Genomic DNA, 20286 nt, shown 5'->3' on the forward strand with positions numbered 1-20286 from the left:
AATCAGGATTTGTTTCTATCCAATACTTTAATGTGGTTCCAAATAATTGTGCAATATGATTTTCGTGAATGGTTTTGTGATGTGCCCAATTCTTACATTGAATAATTTTTGTATTTTTCTTATTAATCGCAATTAAATCTCTACCTAAATCTGCAAAGCCTTCTTCAATACCATGAAAAGTAACATCATAACCATCCATAATATAACAATATCCAACATACCTTTCATAATCTCTGCCTATTTCCCATGGTGTTTTTCTTTTAGTCCAATACCTGTCTAAAGCTTTTTGATTTCTTTCTACAGGAGGTAATTTTTTATATTCTGCCGCCGGCATGTACTGAAGCACGGGGTCCTCATTACCATCTTCATTATTACTTATTTCATTAATACTTAGTATTAATTCATCTACATCTATACCTATATATTCCGTTAACCACGGAAAAAGCGTTTCATAATATTTAATCAAATTTCTAGTTTCTTTGAGTTGTTTAACCAAAAGCCTTTTCTCTGCCGCTATAGTTTTAATTTTAATAGACGAACTAATAGCTGGATGTTTTTTATTCATCAATTCATCCGCAGCTCTCAGATCAATCAATTCATAAAATTGCCCAAACGCACCAGCTAAAGTGGGCAGTCCTTTAGTTTGTTCTGATACTATGGATTCCATCATTTCAAGATTTTTTTTTGAACTTTCGGCAAGACGTTCCAAATTAGATTTAAGACCTTCTATAGTCTTCATCCTATTAATGATCCAATTTTTCTTATCTAATATTTCATCTTCATCGCTCACTATTTAGACTCCTTCGCTTTATTTTTCAGCATAGATAAGAGCGTCCGTTCTTTTTCTTCAAGCAAAATATATGCATCATTAATTATACCAAGCTCTTCTTCGTTAATTTCATCGTTAATTTCAGCAGCAGCATCCATATAAAAATCTTTTTCTTTTTTCACAGCATTTGTTTTATCGATTTTTTCTTTTGTTCTCATAATTGCATAATATACCAACAGAAAACCTATTCCAAAAAGTATCCCTATCACAGGATTTATGCATAGTGCCATTATAAATATTACAACTAATGACGAAATTAATGTCCGTTCTTCCTGACTGTTCAAAAATTACCACCTAGTATATAGTCTAAACTTCTTTTTTTAAGATTATACGCTGCAGATAGCGCTTGTCAATAGTAGCTCGTTGACCTTTGGGCGGAGGACGAGGGACTCGCCTACTACGCAAATTTTTCCTAAAATTTGCTGCGCAGGCCCGCTGAAATTCCGCTGACGCTGTTTCGCTTTTCTGACATTTAGTCAGCGCGAAATTTCTCTTCGAGTCCCTACATCGCATATAAATAAAAAGCCCTTGGATTTCTCCAAGGGCTTTTTATTTATATGGCGGAGGACGAGGGACTCGAACCCCCAAGGGCTTTCACCCGTCTGATTTCAAGTCAGATGCCTTACCATTAGACTAGTCCTCCGAATACCGGCTGTGTAATCTTTTAAAACCCGGACAGCGCAGGAGCGCTGTCCCTACAAGAACATAATTTTATGGCGGAAAGGCCATAGTGCCTTCTACCTTTAATCATTCTATCATTTAAAAAGGCCGAAGGTACCGACCCTTCCTTAATTTTATTCTAATGGCGGAAAGGGGGGGATTCGAACCCCCGGGCCCGGTTACCCGGACCAACTGATTAGCAGTCAGCTGCCATCGGCCACTCGGCCACCTTTCCACTTTATAACGCTAAGTTAACAAGTTACACAATTATGGAATAAAAGTCAACAAAATCAACAGCCCTACATTTAAAAAAAACACTATTTTTTAATTTTCTTTGTGGTATTCCATAACTTAAGCATCTCTTTTTCCGTTATTTGCCTGTGCAGCTTGCCCTCTATTTTACCGAACCTTTTTATAAACTTATCATTTGCCCTGTGAAGCGCTTCTTCCGGGTTTATTCCGCTGTAATACGCAAGCGCCGCGGTTACAAACATAAGGTCGCCAAGCTCTTCCGTGAGCAGTTTTTTGTTCTTTGACACTATCTCTTTTTTAACTTCCCCTGCTTCTTCTTCCACTTTTTTAAAAACGCTTTGCGCGTCTTTCCATTTAAATCCGGTTGTCACAGCTTTGCTTATCAGCCTTCTGCTGCGCAGAAGCGCGGGCATTCCTTTTGGCACGCCTTCCAGCACTGATTTGCGTTTTTTTGTCTTCTTCTTTTGTGCTTCCCAGAAATCCTTGACCTGTTTTCCGGTATTTATTCCCTTTTTATTGCCAAACACGTGCGGATGCCTTGATATAAGTTTGTGATTTATGCCTTTTATTACGTCATCAATATCAAACTTTTTTCTGTCTTTTGCTATCTGCGCGTGAAAAACCACCTGCAGCAGCAAATCACCCAGTTCTTCTTTAAGCTCGTTGTCATTTTTCTTATTAACGGAATCTATGACTTCATACGCTTCTTCTATAACATACGGAAGAAGTGATTTATGCGTCTGCTTTTTATCCCAGGGGCACCCCTTGGGTGAGCGCAGTTCACGCATTATACCTGTAAGTTTTTCAAATTCTGTTTTTTTTGCCAACTATATCACCTTTTTATCCCTTGCAAGTTTTACCACATAAACAGCGGTTGCAAGCAGCAGGAACGATAATACGGCAAGAGGGTAATTTTTTGCCGTAAAGTTCTTTGCCATAAGAAAAGCAATCGCCGATATTGTAACCAGAAACATAAATACAGCCGGTATCTTTACAAACAGGTTATTTTCTTTTCTTTTGGCAAAATAAGCGGTAACAGCCAGAAGCGCAAGGCATGCCAAAAGCTGATTGGCGGAGCCAAACACTGGCCATATTGCCATAGTACCGCTTTTGTTAAAAGCAAACAGCGCGGCAACTCCCACTGTTATTATTGTCGCCACATACATATTTCCAAGTACAGGGTTATTGGTCTTTTTAACTTCAAAAAGTTCCTGAAAAGTGTACCTGCCAAGCCTTGCCGCCGTATCAAGTGTGGTAAGCGCGAACGCGCTTATAACAAGGGCGCAGAAAGAAACCCCTGCTTCAAACGGCAGACCCATTTTCACGGTAAAAGCGGCTATTCCTTTTATAAATATCTCTTCGGGCTTGCCCACCGATAAAGACAGCATATAGTTCTGCTGTGTCAGCATAGCCGCGGTGATAAGCGCGATTACCGCAAGCATGCCTTCAAGCAGCATTCCGCCGTATCCCACAAACTGCATGTCTTTTTTTGAATCAAGCTGTTTGGATACCGTACCCGACGCCACAATTGAATGAAAACCTGAAATAGCGCCGCAGGCAACAGTTACAAAAAGTATCGGGAACATATACCCGACATTTTTAACATTGAATCCGGTAAACGCAGGCAGTGATATTTCCGGCCTGTATACTATTACGCCGATAAACCCGGCAATTATTATCATATAAAGAAGAAACGAGTTCAGATAATCCCTTGGCTGCAGAAGAATCCATACGGGTGTTACAGAGGCAATAAAGATATACGCGAATAATATTATTACCCAGACAGTGTAAGTGAATTTTACCGGGAAGATCCCGCCAAAAGCTATTGCGCCAAGAAGAAGCACCACTCCGATTACTGTTGATATAAAAACCGGAGTTTTCTTAACATATACGGCGTAACCGAATAAAACAGCAATTAACATAAAAGCGCCTGAAGCTGTTGCCACCTGCGGATAAGCGGTAAAGGTATTAGCCACGACAATTGTAAAAACCGCGATTATAAGAACAAGCGCAAGCCATGTAAAGACAAGAAAAACCCTTTTTCCGGCTTTGCCAAGATACTCTTCCATAAGCCCGCCAATGGATTTGCCGCCGTTTCTTACCGATACGACAAGCGACGCGAAATCATGAACCGCCCCCATAAAAATATTTCCCAGTATTATCCATAAAAAAACCGGCAGCCAGCCGAACATAGCGCCGGCTATCGGACCCACAATGGGCCCCACGCCCGCAATTGACGCAAAGTGGTGGCCTAAAAGCACGTATCTTTTTGCGGGTTCAAAATCCACGCCGTCACGGTGTTCGTGCGCGGGGGTTTTTTTTGTGTAATCAATTTTAAATTTGCGCGCTATCCACCTGCCATAAGTATGGTAGGCGGTTATAAACAAAGCCGCGGCAATAAGCATAAGTAAAAGGCCCATTAATCATCCCTCCGTAATAATTGATAGAATCTTTCTATTATTTTTTGGCCCAGGTGTCTTCCTGGTGGAATATTTCACGCATTTCAAATTTCTTTATCGCCCTGAAAATGAAAAAATACCCAAGCGGGTGGACGTTGTTTGACAGCAAATCCGGTATCATGTGTGAAAGATACGCTATTGTAAACACAGCCGCAAACGTTACCGCTTCGCCCCCTATTATAAGGCCTGCTATCCAGACAATAGGTACGAATTCCAGGCAGTGGAATACAATATGCAGTTTTTTAAAATCCCCTGTATATGATTTAATAAACATGTGCTTAAAATCAAATTTTCTTTCTTCCCTGACATAGTCCCAGACATGGTCCACATCAATAAGAAAACCAAGAAAAAGCGACATTAATAAATACCATACGTTATAGCCCGTCAACACCCATAAACTGATGCTTGTGGGTACCGCCACAATGGCGTGCTGTGATGCCTTCATTTATTTAAGAAACCTTTCCGCGTCCGCTATCTGTTTTAATACGCTTTTAACAGAAGGCGACCCGGCCGTTTTTTTCATATTCACTGATTTTCCCGGGCTTAATGACGCTATCATTTCCGCGTTAAGTTTTGGCGATATGTCCGACAGTTCCGCCTTTGAAAGCTGCGTAAACTGCTTTTCTTTTTCCACGCAGTAACCTACAAGTTTTCCCGTGATTTCATGCGCGTCACGGAAAGGCACGCCTTTTTCCACAAGGTAATCCGCCACATCCACCGAATACATAAACGTGTTTTCATTATTATCTTTTTTAAACGCTATGTTATCAATAAGCCTTGCAGCTATGTGCAGGCATGACTTTATTTCATCCAGTGACCTGAAAAGTGTTGCTTTATCTTCCTGCATATCTTTATTGTATGTAAGCGGAAGCCCCTTCATCATGGCCAGCATGGATAATAAATTACCCATGAACCCCGCTGACTTGCCCCTTAAAAGTTCCGCAATGTCAGGGTTCTTTTTCTGCGGCATAAGGCTGCTGCCTGTGGCAAACGAATCGTCTATTTCAATAAGGTTGAATTCCGTCGTCGCGTACATAATTATCTCTTCCGCCATACGTGAAAGATGAACAGATGCCAGCGAGGAAAAATAGCAGAAATCCGCGGCAAAGTCCCTGTCAGAAACACCGTCCATGCTGTTGGCGGAAATATTTTTAAAACCAAGCGCCTTTGCGGCGTACGCGCGGTCAATGGCAAAATTGCTTCCCGCTATCGCGCCGGAACCAAGCGGCATTACCGACACCCTCTCCCTGAAAGTATTAAGGAGTGTAAGGTCGCGTTTGAACATTTCAAAATACGCCATTGCCCAGTGTGCGGCAGAAACATACTGCGCCTGCTGCATGTGCGTATAGCCTTTTATAAAATTATTTGTGTTCTTCTTTGCCAGCTTTAACAAAGACTTTAATAACAGCTTTAATTCTTTTTCTATAAACGCGCTGTCTTCTATTACATACAGGCGGGTATCCGTGGCTACAAGATCATTCCTGCTGCGTCCGGTGTGAAGTTTTTTGCCCGCGTCGCCGATAAGGGCGGTTAATTCCATTTCTACCGCGGAATGCACGTCTTCATATTTGGAAAAATCTATGCGGCTCTCCATGGCAAGCACTTTTTTCAGCCCTGACGTTATCTTTTTTTCCTCCGCGCCGGTAATTATACCCGCGCGTGAAAGTGCGCCCGCGTGCGCTATGCCCGCGGCCACGTCATGCTTAAAAAGCCTTTTATCAAATGACACCGACGCGTTAAATTTGTCCGCTTCCGGATCTATCTGTTTTTTAAACCTGCCCTGCCATGTCTTCGCCATTTTTCACCTTTGTAAAAATATGTTTATTTTTTCTTCCTGTTTACCTGATTAAAAATCTTAAGCTGAAGTCCAAAAAGGTTGATAAATCCTGTCGCGTCCTTCTGTGAATACACTTCATCTTCCTCAAATGTCGCGTAGGCCATTGAATACAGGCTGTTAGGCGACGTCTTGCCCGCGGGTATTACGTGCCCTTTATAAAGCTTAAGTTTTACGTCTCCGGTTACTGTTTCCTGTGTCTTGTCAATAAACGCGGAAATGGCTTCCCTTAACGGCGCGAACCACATGCCGTTATATATCAGTTCCGTAAACTTCAGCTCCAGCTGCTGTTTATAATGCGCGGTATCCCTGTCCATTGTAATTTCTTCCAGCTCTTTATGCGCGGCAAATAAAAGCGTGCCGCCGGGTGTTTCGTATACTCCCCTTGATTTAATACCTACAAGCCTGTTTTCAACCATGTCCACAAACCCTATGCCGTGCTTTCCGCCAAGTTCATTTAATTTTGTGATAAGCGCTACAGGTTCCATTTTCTTTCCGTTAATTCCTACAGGTATTCCCTTTACAAAATTAATTGTGACATACTGCGGCGTCTCTGCCGCTTTTTTAATCGTGGCTATTCTGCTTAACACTTCTTCAGGGCACTCTTTAGCCGGGTCTTCAAGTATTCCGCCTTCGTGCGAAATGTGCCATAAATTATCATCTTCCGAATATGGTTTCTTTTTTGTAACAGGCACAGGTACTCCGTGCGCTTTGGCGTAATCAATGGCCTCTGACCTTGAACGTATTGTCCAGTTATCATCTTTCCACGCGGCTATTATCTTTAACTGCGGAGCAAGCGCTTTATACGTAAGCTCAAAACGCACCTGGTCATTTCCCTTGCCTGTGGCGCCGTGCGATACAGCGTCCGCCCCTTCTTTTAACGCTATTTCCACCTGAGCCTTGGCGATTATCGGCCTGGCAATGGATGTGCCCAACAGATACTTTCCTTCATAAACTCCGCCTGACTTTATCATCGGGAAAACATATTCTTTCATGAATTCTTCTTTTTTATCAAGCACGTACACTTTATCCGCGCCGCTGGCTATGGCCTTTTTTTCCGTGGCTTTAAAATCATCCTTCTGGCCCACGTCCACCACGCACGCTATTACTTTACAGCCGTAAGTTTCTTTTAACCACGGCACGATTACAGATGTGTCAAGCCCGCCCGAATACGCAAGAACCACTTTATTTACTTTCTTAGCCATTTTCTTTTCCTCGCTTTTTATTTTATAATCCGCCGTTTTGGCGGTTTTATTTATTTCCCATTAAAAGCGCCATCACGCCCTTCTGAACATGCAGCCTGTTTTCCGCTTCATCAAAAACCACTGACTGCGGCCCGTCTATCACCTCTGCCGATATTTCTTCACCCCTGTGCGCGGGCAGGCAGTGCATTACAATGGCGTCTTTTTTTGCAAGCCTTAACAGTTCGGAATTTATCTGAAAACCCGTAAAATCTTTTTTTCTTTTTTCCGATTCCTCTTCCTGCCCCATGCTTGCCCAGACATCAGTGTAAATTACGTCCGCGTTTTCAACAGCCGCGCGCGGGTCATTTGTAAATATAAGATCTGTCCCGTTATCTGCCGCGGATTTTTTTGCCCTGGCAAACACTGCCGGGTCCGGTTCGTACCCTTTTGGCGACGCCACCCTTAAATTCAAATCCGCCTTTGGCGCTCCAAACATCCATGAATTGCACACGTTATTGGCATCGCCCACGTACGCGACTGTAATTCCCTTTAATACTTTCTTCTTATCTTTTATGGTAAGTATGTCCGCCAGTATCTGGCAGGGATGCGTAAAGTCAGTAAGGCCGTTTATAACCGGTATGGTAGCGTTTGCCGCAAGTTCTTCCACTTCTCTGTGGTCATACGTCCTTATCATTATGCCGTCCAGATAGCGGGATAAAACCCTTGCGGTGTCCGCCACTGTTTCGCCCCGTCCAAGCTGCAGTTCGCTGGGGCTTAAGTACAGCGCCGCGCCGCCAAGCTGAAACATTCCGATTTCAAAAGATACCCTTGTACGCGTGGAACTTTTCCTGAAAATCATTCCCAGCGCTTTTCCAAGAAGGGGCACAAACATCTCGCCGTTTTTCTGTTTTTCCCTTATATTTTCTGATACGGAAAGTATAAGAGAAATTTCGTCTTTTGTGTATTCATCCAGCGTCAGCAGGTCTTTTTTTGAAAGTTTGTTAATCATTACAGCCTCCGTTTTTTTTCTTAAAAACGCTTTATCAGCAAAGCGCCTTATCAATTGCTTTTACAGCCTTGTCCATCTGTTTCTTTGTTATTATCAAAGGAGGCACAAGCCTTAACACATTCGGCTTACACGCGTTAATTATAACGCCGTTCTTCAGCGCTTTTGCCGCCGCGTCAGAGGCGGTATCGCTTTTTAATTCCACTCCGATAATAAGCCCGATTCCCCTTACATCCTTAATTACGGAATTATTCAGCTGCTTCAAATCTTTCATCAGCTTATTGCCTTTTATCAGCGCCATTTTCAGCATTGTCTTTGTGTTTATCTGTTTCAATACCGCATAGCCTGCCGCGCACGCCACGGGATTTCCGCCCATTGTGGTGCCGTGGTCGCCCACCGTGTAAACATCTTCAAGTTTTTTGGAAATTACAACAGCTGAAAGCGGAAGCCCGCCGCCCAAACCTTTTCCAAGTGTCATCATGTCGGGTTCAAAACCAAAGTTCTGATACGCGAAAAGTTTTCCCGTGCGGCCAAGCCCTGTCTGCACTTCATCCGCGATTAAAAGGACATTCTTTTTATCGCACAGCGCTTTTAATTCTTTAAAATAATTTTTATCCGGCAGCAGCACGCCGCCTTCCGCCTGAATGGGTTCCACCAGAACTGCGGCGGTCTTGTCATCTATAAGTTTTTCCACCGATGCAATATTATTAAAGTCCGCGTACATAAACCCTTCGGGAAGCGGCTTTAAATATTTGTGAAATTTCTCCTGCGCTGTCGCCGTAAGAGCTGCAATAGTCCTGCCGTGAAAACTATTGCGCATTGTTATCACTTTATACGCGCCATTTTTATGCAGTATGCCCCACTTGCGGGCTATCTTAATTGCCACTTCGGTCGCTTCCGCGCCGGAGTTTACATAAAAAACCTTACTGCCAAAAGAATTTTTCACAAGCAATTCCGCCAGTTTAATCTGATTTTCACTGTAAAACCAGTTGGAAGTATGCGTGTATTTTTTTATCTGCGCCGTCATGGCGGCGTTCACCGCGGGATTATTATAGCCAAGAAGGTTTACCGCGACACCCGCCAGAAGGTCAATGTACTTTTTCCCGGCCGTGTCTGTTATTTCGGCGCCTTTTCCCTTTGCAAAAACCGCGTCGTAACGTTTGAAAGTATTTCCTATGTATTTTTTATCATCAGCTTTTAATTTGTTATTCATGATTATATCAGGCGGTTATTTCACTATTTCCGTGCCTGTTCCCTCCTTTGTAAATATTTCAAGCAGCATAGAATGCTCTTTTGTCCCGTTTATAATGTGCACTTTCTTTACGCCCGCGGCTACTGTTTCTTTCGCGGAGTTAAGTTTGGGAATCATACCGCCTGTTATCTGTTTATTTTTAATATTCTTCGCGATATCGCTGACATGAAGCGTGGCCACATATTTGCCGTGTAATTTCACGCCGTCAGTGTCCGTAATATAAATAAGTTTATCCGCTTTAAGCGCTTTTGCCACTTCAGCCGCCGCCAGGTCGGCGTTTATATTATAGCCGTTGCCCTGCGCGTCTGTGCCGATGGGCGCTATTACAGGCAGGTACCCTTTTTCTTCAAGCGTGTCCAACAGCCCGGTGTTTACCTTTGTCACTTCGCCCACAAAACCAATATCCACTTTGCCTTCCTTTTTTTTCTTTGCTATAAGCAGGTTGCCGTCCTTACCGGATAACCCGATAGCATTAAGGTTGTGAAGGTTTAAACTGCGGACAATATCCTTATTTACTTTTCCAATCAGCACCATGGACGCGATATCAAGCATCTCTTTATCCGTTACCCTGTGCCCCTGGACAAAAACGGCTTCTTTCCCCAGCCTTTTTGCCATAGCGGAAATGTCATCGCCGCCGCCGTGTACCAAAACCGTACGCACGCCGACGTAATTAAGAAGGGCTATATCTTCCATGAAAAAATTCCTGAACTTTTCTTCCGCCATGGCGCTGCCGCCATATTTTATGACAAACGTCGCGCCCGTGAATTTTTTAATATACGGAAGCGCCTCTGTAAGAACACGTGCCTTTTCAATCGCATTCACCATTTTTTGCTCCTTGTTATCTTACGTTCTGTCCTTCCAAGCCTCTGCTTTAAAGAATGTATTTGCTTAAATCCCTGTCCTTTACCATATCTTTCAGTTTGCCTTCCACCCATTCCTTTGTGACAAGGCGTTTTTCTTTTTTACCGTAAGGCGCGTCAAAAAGCACGTCTTCCAGCACCTTTTCTATTATGGTATGCAGCCTTCTTGCGCCTATATTTTCCGTGGTCTCATTTACTTCAAACGCAAGCTGTGCCAAAGCCGTTATTGAGCCGCCGTCAAAATCAAGTTTTACGTCATCCGTTTCAAGAAGCGCCGAATACTGTTTTATAAGCGAATTTTCCGGTTCTTTTAATATACGTTCAAAATCGTTCTGTGTCAGGCTGCTAAGTTCCACCCTTATCGGAAACCTGCCCTGCAGTTCCGGTATTAAATCCGACGGTTTGGAAACATGAAACGCGCCCGCCGCTATAAACAGTATGTGGTCTGTCCTTACCGTGCCGTATTTTGTCATGACAGTCGTACCTTCCACTATCGGAAGAATATCGCGCTGCACGCCTTCGCGCGATACGTCAATACTGCCATGCGCATTACTGCTTGCAATCTTATCAAGTTCATCAATGAATACAATGCCGTTTCCCTGCACAAGTTCAAGGGCCTCTTTTGTCACCTTGTCCATATCCACAAGCTTCGCGGTTTCTTCTTCCAGTATAATCGCCCTGGCTTCCCGTATAGTTACTTTTTTCTTTTTAACCTTGGTGCCGCCCAGATTTTCCATCATGTCCTGAAGCCCCATTCCAATATCTTCCATTGACTGCCCCGACATTATTTCAAACATGGGCGCCTGCCTGGGCCTTGTATTAATTTCAACGTATTTGTCTTCCATCTCGCCGCGTTTTAACTGCTGCCTGAATTTTTCCCTTGTGTCCTTAAACCTTTCGGTTTCCTGCTTCTGCTGCTCTATTTCCTCTTCGGTCATCATTGATTTTTTCTGCTGCCTTACCGGCGGCACTAAAAGGTCCAGCAGCCTGTCTTCCACAAGCCCTTCCGCTTTTACTTTCACCATGGCCATATGGTCGTCGCGCACCATATTAACACCGGCCTGCATAATATCCTTTACAATTGATTCCACGTCACGGCCCACATAACCCACTTCGGTAAACTTTGAAGCTTCCACTTTTATAAAAGGCGCGCGCACAAGTTTTGCAAGCCTGCGCGCTATTTCTGTTTTACCTACGCCGGTGGGCCCTATCATCAGAATGTTCTTCGGCGTCACTTCTTCCTGCATATCTGCCGGAAGCTTCTGGCGCCTTATTCTGTTGCGCAGCGCGACCGCTACGGCTTTTTTCGCGTTGTCCTGCCCTATGATAAATTTATCAAGCTGTTCAACTATCTCTTTTGGTGTAAATTCTTTTGCCATCTTATGCCCCTATAGTTCTTCGATTGTGATATTTTCATTTGTGTAAATACATATTTCCGAAGCAATTTTCATTGATTCCGCCACAATTTCACGCGCGGACTTATCCGTAAACCTGCTTAAAGCGCGCGCCGCGGCAAGCGCGTAAGTGCCGCCGGAGCCTATTGCGGTAATTCCGTCTTCCGGTTCAATAACTTCGCCGTTGCCGGAAACCACGTATGTCTTTTCGCTGTCTGCCACAATTAAAAGCGCGTCAAGCTGCTTTAACATCTTATCCGTGCGCCAGTCCTTGGCAAGTTCCACGGCCGCCCTTTGAAGCAGCCAGTTGTGTTCCTTTAATTTGGCTTCAAACCTGTCAAAAAGGGTGAACGCGTCCGCTACCGAACCCGCAAAACCCGCGATTATTTTATTCTTTCCTTCAATGGTGCGGACTTTTTTGGCGGTCTGCTTCATTATAGTATTGCCCATTGTCACCTGCCCGTCGCCGCCTATGACTGTCTTTCCGTTTTTCCTGACACAAAGTATCGTTGTCGCGTGAAACATATTTTCCTCCAATATAATAAGGGAAATTTAGAGTATAAGTATATCATAATGAATGATTAAATTTCAATGGCTTTAACCCGTCCTCTGATACCTTTTCCTTATAATATAGGGGCTGATTTTACCCAAAAACACAGCGGGACGGACCAAACTTTTTCAATTGACTAATCCCGTCATAATTGTTATTATTATCCACACGGTAGACGTTGCTTTTTGAGACAGTATTGACTTGTTAAATATACCCTGCTGCGTTCGTGTAGAGGTCATTAATTTTGGTCCAACGCCTTTAAACTAGGGAGCCTTTTATTTGCGCCAAGTGCACGCCCCGCAAGGGGAAGCCGGAAGCGCGGATGTTGGCACCCACCTGTTGACAGGGCCCAAAATCCGGCTTCTCACGGCGATTGGCGGGGTTAATTTTGTGCGGCGGAGAGAAAAGATTAATGTTGATAAAATATATTAAAAAATCCGAAAATATAGGTAATAATACATTACCGGTTATCGGTGGCGTCCTTCCCTTTTTATATAATAAAAAGGCAAGAACCATTTAATATTTTTTTCACGCAATTTTTCTCTCCAAAAAAACTCTTTTTTCTCCTCCGCGCAAAAAACGGAATCCTTATATTATTAAGGATTAAAACAAACATTGGACAATTTTTGGAGGAGGTTTAGGAAATGGAGTATTTAATTGTGGCAATACTCGCCCTTATCGTGGGCGTGGCAGCAGGTTTTTTCGGACGAAAAATTTTCGCGGAAGGCCAGATTTCCAGCGCAAAAAAGTATGCTGAACAGATAGTGGAAGGGGCCAAGAAAGAAGCGGGTTCCATTAAGAAAGAAGCGGAACTTGAATCCAAAGACACCATTTTAAAGGCGCAGGCTGACTTTGACGCGAAAACACGCGAAACAAAAACAGAAATAGCCAACGTGGAAAAAAAGGTCCGCCAGAGGGAAGAAAATCTGGACAAGAAAATGGAAATAATTGACAAAAAAGAAAAAGACCTTTCCACCAAAGAAAAATCTTTAACCGACCTGGAAAAGAAACTTTCAACCCGCGACCAGGAACTTGATGCCGTAATCGGCGAACAGCGCAAGAAACTTGAAAACATCTCCGGCTTATCCGCGGAATCCGCCAAACAGGAACTTATCCGTTCCATGATGGACGCCGCCAAACAGGAATCGCTTTTAATGTTAAGGCGCCTTGAGGAAGAGACAAAAGAAACAGCGGAAAAGAAAGCCCGCGACATCGTATCAATCGCCGTACAGCGCATCGCCGCTGACCATACTTCGGAAATCAGCGTGTCTGTTGTTCCCCTTCCAAGCGATGACATGAAAGGCCGTATCATAGGCCGCGAAGGAAGAAACATTAAAACCCTTGAAACAGCCACAGGCGTTGACTTTATCATTGATGATACTCCCGAGGCTGTTACAATTTCAGCGTTTGACCCGGTAAGAAGAGAGATTGCAAAACTTGCCCTTCAGAAACTTATCCAGGACGGCAGGATACACCCGGGAAGAATTGAAGAAGTTGTTGAAAAAACAAAACTTGAAATGGACCAGCGCCTTAAAGAAATCGGCGAACAGGCGGCTATGGACGTTGGAATTCCAAACATACACCCGGAAATTATCAAACTTCTTGGAAAACTTCAGTACAGGACAAGCTATGGCCAGAACGTTTTAAAACACTCCGTGGAAATGGCTTATATCACTTCCATACTTGCGTCAGAACTTGGAATTGACCCCACCCTTTCAAGGCGCGCCGCGCTGCTTCATGATATCGGCAAAGCGATTGACCATGAAATACAGGGCAGCCACGTCGCGCTTGGCGTTGATGCCGCAAGAAAATACGGCGAATCAGAAGCCGTACTTCACGCGATAGCAGCCCACCATAATGACATTGAACCAAAAACAATTGAAGCCGTGCTTGTACAGGCAGCTGACGGAATATCCGCCGCAAGGCCGGGAGCAAGGCGCGAGACACTGGAAAATTACGTGAAACGCCTTGAGAACCTTGAAAAAATAGCATCCGCATTTGAAGGCGTTCAGAGAACGTTTGCCATACAGGCAGGCCGCGAAATAAGAATAATGGTGGAAGCGGATAAAATTGACGATAACAGGTCATTCATGCTTTCCAAAGAAATAGCCAAAAAGATAGAAGAAGAACTTGAATACCCCGGACAGATTAAGGTAACTGTAATCCGCGAAGTAAGGGCCGTAGAATACGCAAAGTAAAATATTAATCACCGCACCGGTGCCGCATAAAAACGGCACCGGTGCATAAAAAGCAAGAGGTACTTCAAATGGTAAATGTTCTGTTCATCGGAGACATCAACGGAAGGCCGGGCAGGGATGCTGTAGAACAGCTTCTTCCGGGCCTGATAAAAGAAAAGCAGATTGATTTTGTAATTGCCAACGGCGAAAATTCCGCCGCCGGATTCGGCATCACCCCCGACGTATTCAAAAAACTTATGGCAATGGGAATTGACGTTATAACCACCGGCAACCACATCTGGGACAAACGCGACATTATCCCTTTAATGGATATGGAACCCGCCCTTTTAAGGCCTTACAACCTTGCCCCCGGAAATCCCGGTATTGGCTGCGGAGTTTATGAATGTAAAAGAAATAATAAGAACGTAAAAATAGGCGTTATATCCATGATTGGGCGCGTTTACATGCAGCCGTCAGACTGCCCTTTTAGGGCCGCGGAAAAAGCGTTAGCCGAAGTAAAAAAGGACACACGTATTGCAATAATAGATATTCATGCCGAAGCCACTTCGGAAAAACAGGCGCTGGCATTCTTTCTGGACGGCAGGGTTTCAGCCGTCCTTGGCACACACACGCACGTACAGACCGCCGATGAAAGAATACTAAGCTACGGCACCGGTTTTATCACGGATGCCGGAATGACGGGCTCTATGGATTCGGTAATAGGCGTTAAAAAAGAAATCATAATAGAAAAATTCCTGACGGGCATGCCTGCCAGATTTGAAATATCCGAAACAGACGTGCACTTTAACGGCGTATTTCTTTCAATAGACGAAACCAACGGAAAAACAACTTTAATAGAAAGGATTAATATAAAAAAATGAACGCTATTGCCGCATCAGTAATTCCGATGCTTCTGTTTTTATCGTCTTTTTTCCTTTACCTTAAGACTCTGTGCCCCGGCGTGTACTTTGGCGACAGCGGAGAGTTAATAGCAATGGCGTACACCCTTGGCATCCCTCACCCCACCGGATTCCCCTTATACATACTTTTATCAAAACTGTTTTTATACATGCCAATTGCCAATCCCGCGTTCAGAATGAACATTATGTCAGCTGTCTTTGCCGCGGCATCTGTTGTGCTTTTATTCCACTGCGTGCTTTTGCTTTTAAAAAATGAAGAAAACAAAAAATTAAAATATATGGCGGGGGTTTTTGCCGCGCTGCTTTTTATGTTTTCATACACGCTGTGGTCACAGTCAGGCATTGCAAGAATATACTCCTTAAACGCCTTTTTCTGCCTTGCTGCACTTGGCAGTTTTTTAAAGTATTCAATGGAAAACGGCAGATTTAAATACCTTGCTTTGCTGGGCTTTATCACCGGCCTTGGCGCCGGGCTGCACCTTTCTTTTATTATATTTTCAGCACTATTATGGCTGTCTATAATTATATCCGAACGTAAAAACTTTCTGAAAAAAATACCTGCAATAATATTTTTTATGGCCGCGGGCGTTTCTGTTTATCTTTACATCTTTATCCGAGGGCTGTCAGACACCGTCTTAAGCTGGAAAACCTTTACCCGCCTGGCTGACTTTTTTGGGTACTTTTCACAGAAAGACTACAGCGGAAAAATGTTCACGCGCGACCTTTTAGGGTACATCACATTTCTTGGATACGCGGGAAAAACCCTGTTAAGGGAATTTTCAATTCCGGGGATGGCGCTTCTTCTTACAGGTACCATAGCCGCGGGAATATCAAAGTTTAAGCACTTCTGGCTTTTTATAATTATCTTCTTTTCCAACATACTGCTTCTGGCTTTTTACGGTGCTTTTCACGACCTGCAGCTGGCTTTCAGATACTTTATCCCTTCTTACGCCGCATTATTACTTCTTGGGACATACGGGCTTTATACGCTTAAGGACAGGCTGCCCTCGTTAAAACTTCAGGCATTAATATTCCCTGCCGCGCTAATAATCGCGCTGCCTCTGGCAATAATAAAAAATTACCATGAAAATGACCGTTCTTTAAATTTCATGGCTGTCAATTACCCCGGCGACCTGCTGATGGGCATGCCAAAAAAAGCCAATCTTTTTTCAAACGGCGACAACCAGATATTTCCGCTTACTTATGCCAAATTTGTCCTTAACAAATATAAGGATATTACGGTGTACGACAGCGTAAACACCATATTCAGGGATATTGACAATTTACGGGTAAAGACAGGCTCTTTAAAAGTGGTGACAAATATCCTTACAGCTTTTGAACAGAATAAAACCGATATCTATTCAACCACAAAACTTGGCGCCCCGGTGCTTAACGAAAGCCTGAACGGGCTTTCATACAGAATAACCCCGGATTTTTCCTATTCAAGCAATCTGCCATGGAAACTTATGCCGCTTAAAAATATACTTTATGATGATAAAATATATCACGAATTTGAAGAACGTGAAGTGGCCGGCATATACTGGTACAGGCTGGCGGAAATGTATCTGTCTGAAAATAACGAGGAACTTTTTAATTACGCCGCCGGCAGGGCGCTTGAGACAGGGTATGACGCAGTGCCGGTTATCGGCAATATGGCAATTATAATAACCACCCCTCCCCTTGCTAATTTCCCGGTGGCGGAGCAGCTGGTAAAAAAGGCCCTTAAACTACAGCCTTATAATACAGAACTTATGTCTAACCTTGGAAGCATCTATGGAAATATGGGCAAATACAGGGAAGCGGCAGAGATGTTTGAAAAGGTTATAAAACTTGAACCAAATAATTTTAACGCGATGATGTTTTTAAACAAGGCAAAAGAACAGATGATGAAGGAATCCATGAAAAAAGCCATGGAAAGCGCGCGCGACGCCTTTTTTAATGACGGCATGAAACTGATGAAAGAAAAAAAGTTTAAAGAGGCCGCCCCCTATTTCCAGAACGACCTTGAAAAGAACCCGGCGCTGGCGCGCTCTAACTTTCACCTGGGGCTTATTCACTCCATGAGCGGAGATTATGATAAAGCCATACCGCAGTTTGAAACAGCGCTGAAAAAAGAACCGGCAAATTTCAACACATTAAACAACCTTGCGCTTACCTATATAAGGCTGTCCCAAACAGCCAAAGCGAAGGAGTATTTTGATAAATCCCTGAAAATAAACCCGGACCAGGAACGCGTAATAAAAATGCTGCAGGATTTGAAGTAGTTTAACGCAAGAGTGCGTTTTCTGAAATTCATATGATTACCATACATGACAAATAAAGTCAAAATTCACTTTCTATCAATTACGTTTTCTGTCTCTTAACGTAGAGACACATCATGATGCGTCTAAGATTTTAAAAACCGAGACGCTATATATTGCATCTCTACTTTAAAGAACAAAAACTTATACTACTTAGTTATTTTCAGGCCGAATTTAAGGTTTGCCTGCACGGCTTTATCTGTTGGGCCTTCAGAGTAGATGCGCAGCAGCGGCTCTGTCCCGGAAAAGCGGAAGAGAATCCATTCATTATCTCCCAAAATATACTTAATACCGTCAAGGCGGTTTACCGATACTATCTTTTTACCCGCTATCTTGCCCTTCTTTTCCAACGCGTCAGCTTTGGCAAAGATGGTTTTCCTGTTTTTCTCGTTAAAAGTCACATCCACCCTGTCGTACCTGTACTCCCCGTATTTTTTATCAAGTTCAGCCAGCACCCTGCCTATACGTTTGCCTTCTTTGGCAAGAAATTCCAGAATAGTCAAATTTCCAAAAATGCCGTCGCGCTCCGGCAGAAAATACCCAAAACCAACCCCGCCGCTTTCTTCCCCGCCTATTACTGTTTTGTCTTCTATCATTTTTTCGCCTATATACTTGAATCCCACAGGCGTCTCTGTCAGTTTTATCCCGTACTCTTTTGCCAGTTTGTTCACCAGGAAAGTGCCTGATATGGTTTTTACAAAATTAAAATCCATTTTTTTATTTTTTATATGGTGCAATAACATAAAGACCAGGACTTTATGCGACGTGATAAATTCGCCTTTCTCATTAACAAGCGCCATTCTGTCCCCGTCGCCGTCAATGGCAATTCCGATATCCGCTTTAAGTTTTTTTACGGTTTCGCAAAGTTTTGAAAGGTTCTGTTTAATGGGCTCCGGATTTATTCCGCCAAAAAGAGGGTCCCTTTTATTGTTGATGACAACCAGTTTTTTATAGCCGTCAAGGGCGGCTTCCATATAACCCGCGCCGGAACCATACATACAGTCCAATACAATTTTCATTCCGCTTTTTTTAATGGCGGAAACATCTATAAGGTTTTTTACCGCCTGAACATAATGCGCGTCGTAATTTATTTTTTCAAGATTACCCTTTTTTGCGGCCGGGTGTTTGCCTATCAGTTTTTCCACTTTTTCAGTCTCGGCTCCGGATAATCCGGCGCCGTACCTGTTTTTGATTTTAAAACCGTTATAGGTGTAAGGGTTGTGCGACGACGTAATCATAATACCCGCGTCCATTTTAAAATTACGCACAGACCAGGATACCAGCGGGGTATGAACTGCCTTATCAAAAAGCTTTACTTTAAAGCCATAGCCTGCAAGCCTTTGCGCCGTAAAAAACGCGTAATTTTCCGACATAAACCTGTTATCATATCCCACTGCCACAACAGGTTTTTTTGCTTCTTTAAGTATATACAGGGCAAACGCATCCGTGACTTTACCAAGATTTTCGTAAGTAAAAGCGTCTGCTATTTTCGCGCGCCAGCCGTCTGTCCCAAATTTTATTTCAGCCATTTTTCCGCCCCATTCTGCTGTGATGCGTTATTATTGTTTTATCCCCTATGACAGCGTCTTCAATGTGCGCGTTTGAATGTATCATACAGCCTCTTCCTATCACGGAGTTTTTTATGACCACATTTTCTTCTATTACTGTATCTTCCCAGATTATACTTTTTTCAACCGAAGAATTATCGCCCAACACGCAATTATTACCTATTATTGAAAGCGGGTTTATTGAACATTTTTTAATAACGGCATTATCACCTATATAAGCAGGCCCCCTTAAGAAGGCTTTTTTATCGGCTTTTACCCCTTGTCCAAAAAAGACCTCCCATTTCAGGGTTTTAGCGTATTTTATTACCGGATCCGTGAATTTTTTTTCAAGGACATCAAAATTCGCCTGCACGTATTTATCAAGCCTTCCTATATCCAGCCAGTAAAAATCGGCTTTATAGGCGCATACATTTTCCCCGGCTTTAAGCACCTGCGGGTAAAACTGCCTTTCCACCGAATAATTCTTTCCGGCCGGAATGTAATCAAGCACCTTTTTATTGAAAATATAAATCCCGGCGTTTATCCAGCTGTTGCCTCTGCTTTCATCAGCATTTGGTTTTTCAAGAAAACGCAGCACTTTGTTGCCGCTGCCGGTTTCCACAAGCCCGTAAGCGCTTGGGTCTTCCACTTTATGCAGCGCTATGGTTACGGAAGCATTGGACTTTTTATGAAAAGCCGCCATTTTTGTAATATCAATATCGGTTAAAATATCACCGTTTAATATTATGGTGGTATCATCCATATATTTTTCAGCGTTTTTAATCGCGCCGCCTGTCCCAAGCGGGGATTCTTCCACAGCATATCTTATTTTAACGCCGTACTTTACCCCTGTCCCCAGTATTTTTTTTATTTTTTGCGGCATATGGCATATACTTAAAATAATCTCTTTTATCCCGTGTTTTTTCAACAGTCCAAACTGGTGTTCAAAAAAATGTTTGTCCACGATTGGAACCATGCATTTTAAGGTATTCAATGTCAAAGGCCTTAGCCTTGTGCCTTCCCCGCCAATTAAAATAAGTGCTTTCATTTTGCCTCCGCTGA

Annotated in this window: 17 protein-coding genes, 2 tRNA genes and 1 other RNA gene; 4 read left to right on the forward strand and 16 right to left on the reverse strand. The window is 43.2% G+C overall.

All coding sequences use genetic code 11. From position 1 onward, the window contains the following. The 14 genes from JXR81_10230 to hslV form a co-directional block, all read right to left on the reverse strand. On the reverse strand, positions 1-790 hold a 790-nt coding region (locus JXR81_10230; protein ID MBN2755220.1), incomplete at its 3' end, for a hypothetical protein. Beyond that, positions 790-1113: a hypothetical protein gene (locus tag JXR81_10235; GenBank protein ID MBN2755221.1), complete on the reverse strand. Its 324-nt coding sequence runs from the start codon at positions 1111-1113 to the stop codon at positions 790-792. The genes JXR81_10230 and JXR81_10235, both read right to left, overlap by 1 nt. Before the next feature lie 274 nt (positions 1114-1387). Then, positions 1388-1472 (reverse strand) — tRNA-Ser (locus JXR81_10240). 160 nt (positions 1473-1632) lie between these two features. Beyond that, positions 1633-1724: transfer RNA gene (locus JXR81_10245), tRNA-Ser, on the reverse strand. Positions 1725-1806: 82 nt separating this feature from the next. Continuing rightward, a complete protein-coding gene (gene mazG, locus JXR81_10250; GenBank protein MBN2755222.1) occupies positions 1807-2529 on the reverse strand; it encodes a nucleoside triphosphate pyrophosphohydrolase in 723 nt (240 codons plus the stop codon). A 39-nt stretch (positions 2530-2568) separates the two neighbouring features. Further along, entirely contained in the window at positions 2569-4161 is a 1593-nt protein-coding gene (locus JXR81_10255; protein ID MBN2755223.1) for a carbon starvation protein A, read from the reverse strand. 37 nt (positions 4162-4198) lie between these two features. Beyond that, positions 4199-4645 (reverse strand): hypothetical protein, encoded by a 447-nt coding sequence (locus JXR81_10260; GenBank protein ID MBN2755224.1) that lies wholly within the window; start codon positions 4643-4645, stop codon positions 4199-4201. After that, positions 4646-5998: an argininosuccinate lyase gene (argH, locus tag JXR81_10265; protein MBN2755225.1), complete on the reverse strand. Its 1353-nt coding sequence runs from the start codon at positions 5996-5998 to the stop codon at positions 4646-4648. Between the two features lie 23 nt (positions 5999-6021). Further along, positions 6022-7239 (reverse strand): argininosuccinate synthase, encoded by a 1218-nt coding sequence (locus tag JXR81_10270; protein MBN2755226.1) that lies wholly within the window; start codon positions 7237-7239, stop codon positions 6022-6024. Between the two features lie 46 nt (positions 7240-7285). Next, positions 7286-8227: an ornithine carbamoyltransferase gene (gene argF / locus JXR81_10275; GenBank protein ID MBN2755227.1), complete on the reverse strand. Its 942-nt coding sequence runs from the start codon at positions 8225-8227 to the stop codon at positions 7286-7288. A 34-nt stretch (positions 8228-8261) separates the two neighbouring features. Then, a complete protein-coding gene (locus JXR81_10280) occupies positions 8262-9437 on the reverse strand; it encodes an acetylornithine/succinylornithine family transaminase (protein ID MBN2755228.1) in 1176 nt (391 codons plus the stop codon). Between the two features lie 15 nt (positions 9438-9452). After that, complete coding sequence (gene argB / locus JXR81_10285) at positions 9453-10301, reverse strand: acetylglutamate kinase (protein MBN2755229.1); 849 nt, start codon at positions 10299-10301, stop codon at positions 9453-9455. 46 nt (positions 10302-10347) lie between these two features. Beyond that, the gene (gene hslU / locus JXR81_10290; GenBank protein ID MBN2755230.1) at positions 10348-11715 is read right to left on the reverse strand and encodes an ATP-dependent protease ATPase subunit HslU; all 1368 of its coding nucleotides are present in this window, start codon (positions 11713-11715) and stop codon (positions 10348-10350) included. A gap of 9 nt (positions 11716-11724) precedes the next feature. Further along, on the reverse strand, positions 11725-12255 hold the full coding sequence (hslV, locus tag JXR81_10295) for an ATP-dependent protease subunit HslV (protein ID MBN2755231.1): 531 nt from the start codon (positions 12253-12255) through the stop codon (positions 11725-11727). Positions 12256-12489: 234 nt separating this feature from the next. Here hslV and ssrS point away from each other — a divergent pair. From ssrS to JXR81_10315, 4 genes are all read left to right on the forward strand, one after another. Further along, positions 12490-12667: non-coding RNA, 6S RNA (gene ssrS, locus JXR81_10300), on the forward strand. Between the two features lie 257 nt (positions 12668-12924). Next, the gene (gene rny / locus JXR81_10305; GenBank protein MBN2755232.1) at positions 12925-14478 is read left to right on the forward strand and encodes a ribonuclease Y; all 1554 of its coding nucleotides are present in this window, start codon (positions 12925-12927) and stop codon (positions 14476-14478) included. Between the two features lie 68 nt (positions 14479-14546). Beyond that, positions 14547-15338: a TIGR00282 family metallophosphoesterase gene (locus JXR81_10310; GenBank protein ID MBN2755233.1), complete on the forward strand. Its 792-nt coding sequence runs from the start codon at positions 14547-14549 to the stop codon at positions 15336-15338. After that, positions 15335-17641 (forward strand): DUF2723 domain-containing protein, encoded by a 2307-nt coding sequence (locus tag JXR81_10315; protein MBN2755234.1) that lies wholly within the window; start codon positions 15335-15337, stop codon positions 17639-17641. The genes JXR81_10310 and JXR81_10315 overlap by 4 nt, the downstream gene beginning before the upstream one ends. 185 nt (positions 17642-17826) lie before the next feature. Here the strand turns inward: JXR81_10315 and JXR81_10320 are convergent, their stop codons facing one another. Beyond that, on the reverse strand, positions 17827-19206 hold the full coding sequence (locus tag JXR81_10320) for a phosphoglucomutase/phosphomannomutase family protein (protein ID MBN2755235.1): 1380 nt from the start codon (positions 19204-19206) through the stop codon (positions 17827-17829). Beyond that, on the reverse strand, positions 19199-20272 hold the full coding sequence (locus tag JXR81_10325) for an NDP-sugar synthase (GenBank protein ID MBN2755236.1): 1074 nt from the start codon (positions 20270-20272) through the stop codon (positions 19199-19201). Before JXR81_10325 ends, JXR81_10320 begins: the two co-directional genes overlap by 8 nt. Positions 20273-20286: the final 14 nt, after the last annotated feature.

The organism is Candidatus Goldiibacteriota bacterium (assembly GCA_016937715.1).
Taxonomy (GTDB): Bacteria; Oederibacteriota; PGYV01; order PGYV01; family PGYV01; genus PGYV01.

Bases quoted from the DNA above. Each gene is read 5' to 3' on its own strand.
- argH (MBN2755225.1), bottom strand. From the start codon at position 5,998: ATGGCGAAGACATGGCAGGGCAGGTTTAAAAAACAGATAGATCCGGAA.
- JXR81_10270 (MBN2755226.1), bottom strand. From the start codon at position 7,239: ATGGCTAAGAAAGTAAATAAAGTGGTTCTTGCGTATTCGGGCGGGCTT.
- mazG (MBN2755222.1), bottom strand. From the start codon at position 2,529: ATGCGTGAACTGCGCTCACCCAAGGGGTGCCCCTGGGATAAAAAGCAG.
- hslV (MBN2755231.1), bottom strand. From the start codon at position 12,255: ATGTTTCACGCGACAACGATACTTTGTGTCAGGAAAAACGGAAAGACA.
- rny (MBN2755232.1), top strand. From the start codon at position 12,925: ATGGAGTATTTAATTGTGGCAATACTCGCCCTTATCGTGGGCGTGGCA.
- argB (MBN2755229.1), bottom strand. From the start codon at position 10,301: ATGGTGAATGCGATTGAAAAGGCACGTGTTCTTACAGAGGCGCTTCCG.
- JXR81_10260 (MBN2755224.1), bottom strand. From the start codon at position 4,645: ATGAAGGCATCACAGCACGCCATTGTGGCGGTACCCACAAGCATCAGT.
- argF (MBN2755227.1), bottom strand. From the start codon at position 8,227: ATGATTAACAAACTTTCAAAAAAAGACCTGCTGACGCTGGATGAATAC.
- JXR81_10325 (MBN2755236.1), bottom strand. From the start codon at position 20,272: ATGAAAGCACTTATTTTAATTGGCGGGGAAGGCACAAGGCTAAGGCCT.
- JXR81_10310 (MBN2755233.1), top strand. From the start codon at position 14,547: ATGGTAAATGTTCTGTTCATCGGAGACATCAACGGAAGGCCGGGCAGG.
- JXR81_10315 (MBN2755234.1), top strand. From the start codon at position 15,335: ATGAACGCTATTGCCGCATCAGTAATTCCGATGCTTCTGTTTTTATCG.
- JXR81_10320 (MBN2755235.1), bottom strand. From the start codon at position 19,206: ATGGCTGAAATAAAATTTGGGACAGACGGCTGGCGCGCGAAAATAGCA.
- JXR81_10280 (MBN2755228.1), bottom strand. From the start codon at position 9,437: ATGAATAACAAATTAAAAGCTGATGATAAAAAATACATAGGAAATACT.
- JXR81_10255 (MBN2755223.1), bottom strand. From the start codon at position 4,161: ATGGGCCTTTTACTTATGCTTATTGCCGCGGCTTTGTTTATAACCGCC.
- hslU (MBN2755230.1), bottom strand. From the start codon at position 11,715: ATGGCAAAAGAATTTACACCAAAAGAGATAGTTGAACAGCTTGATAAA.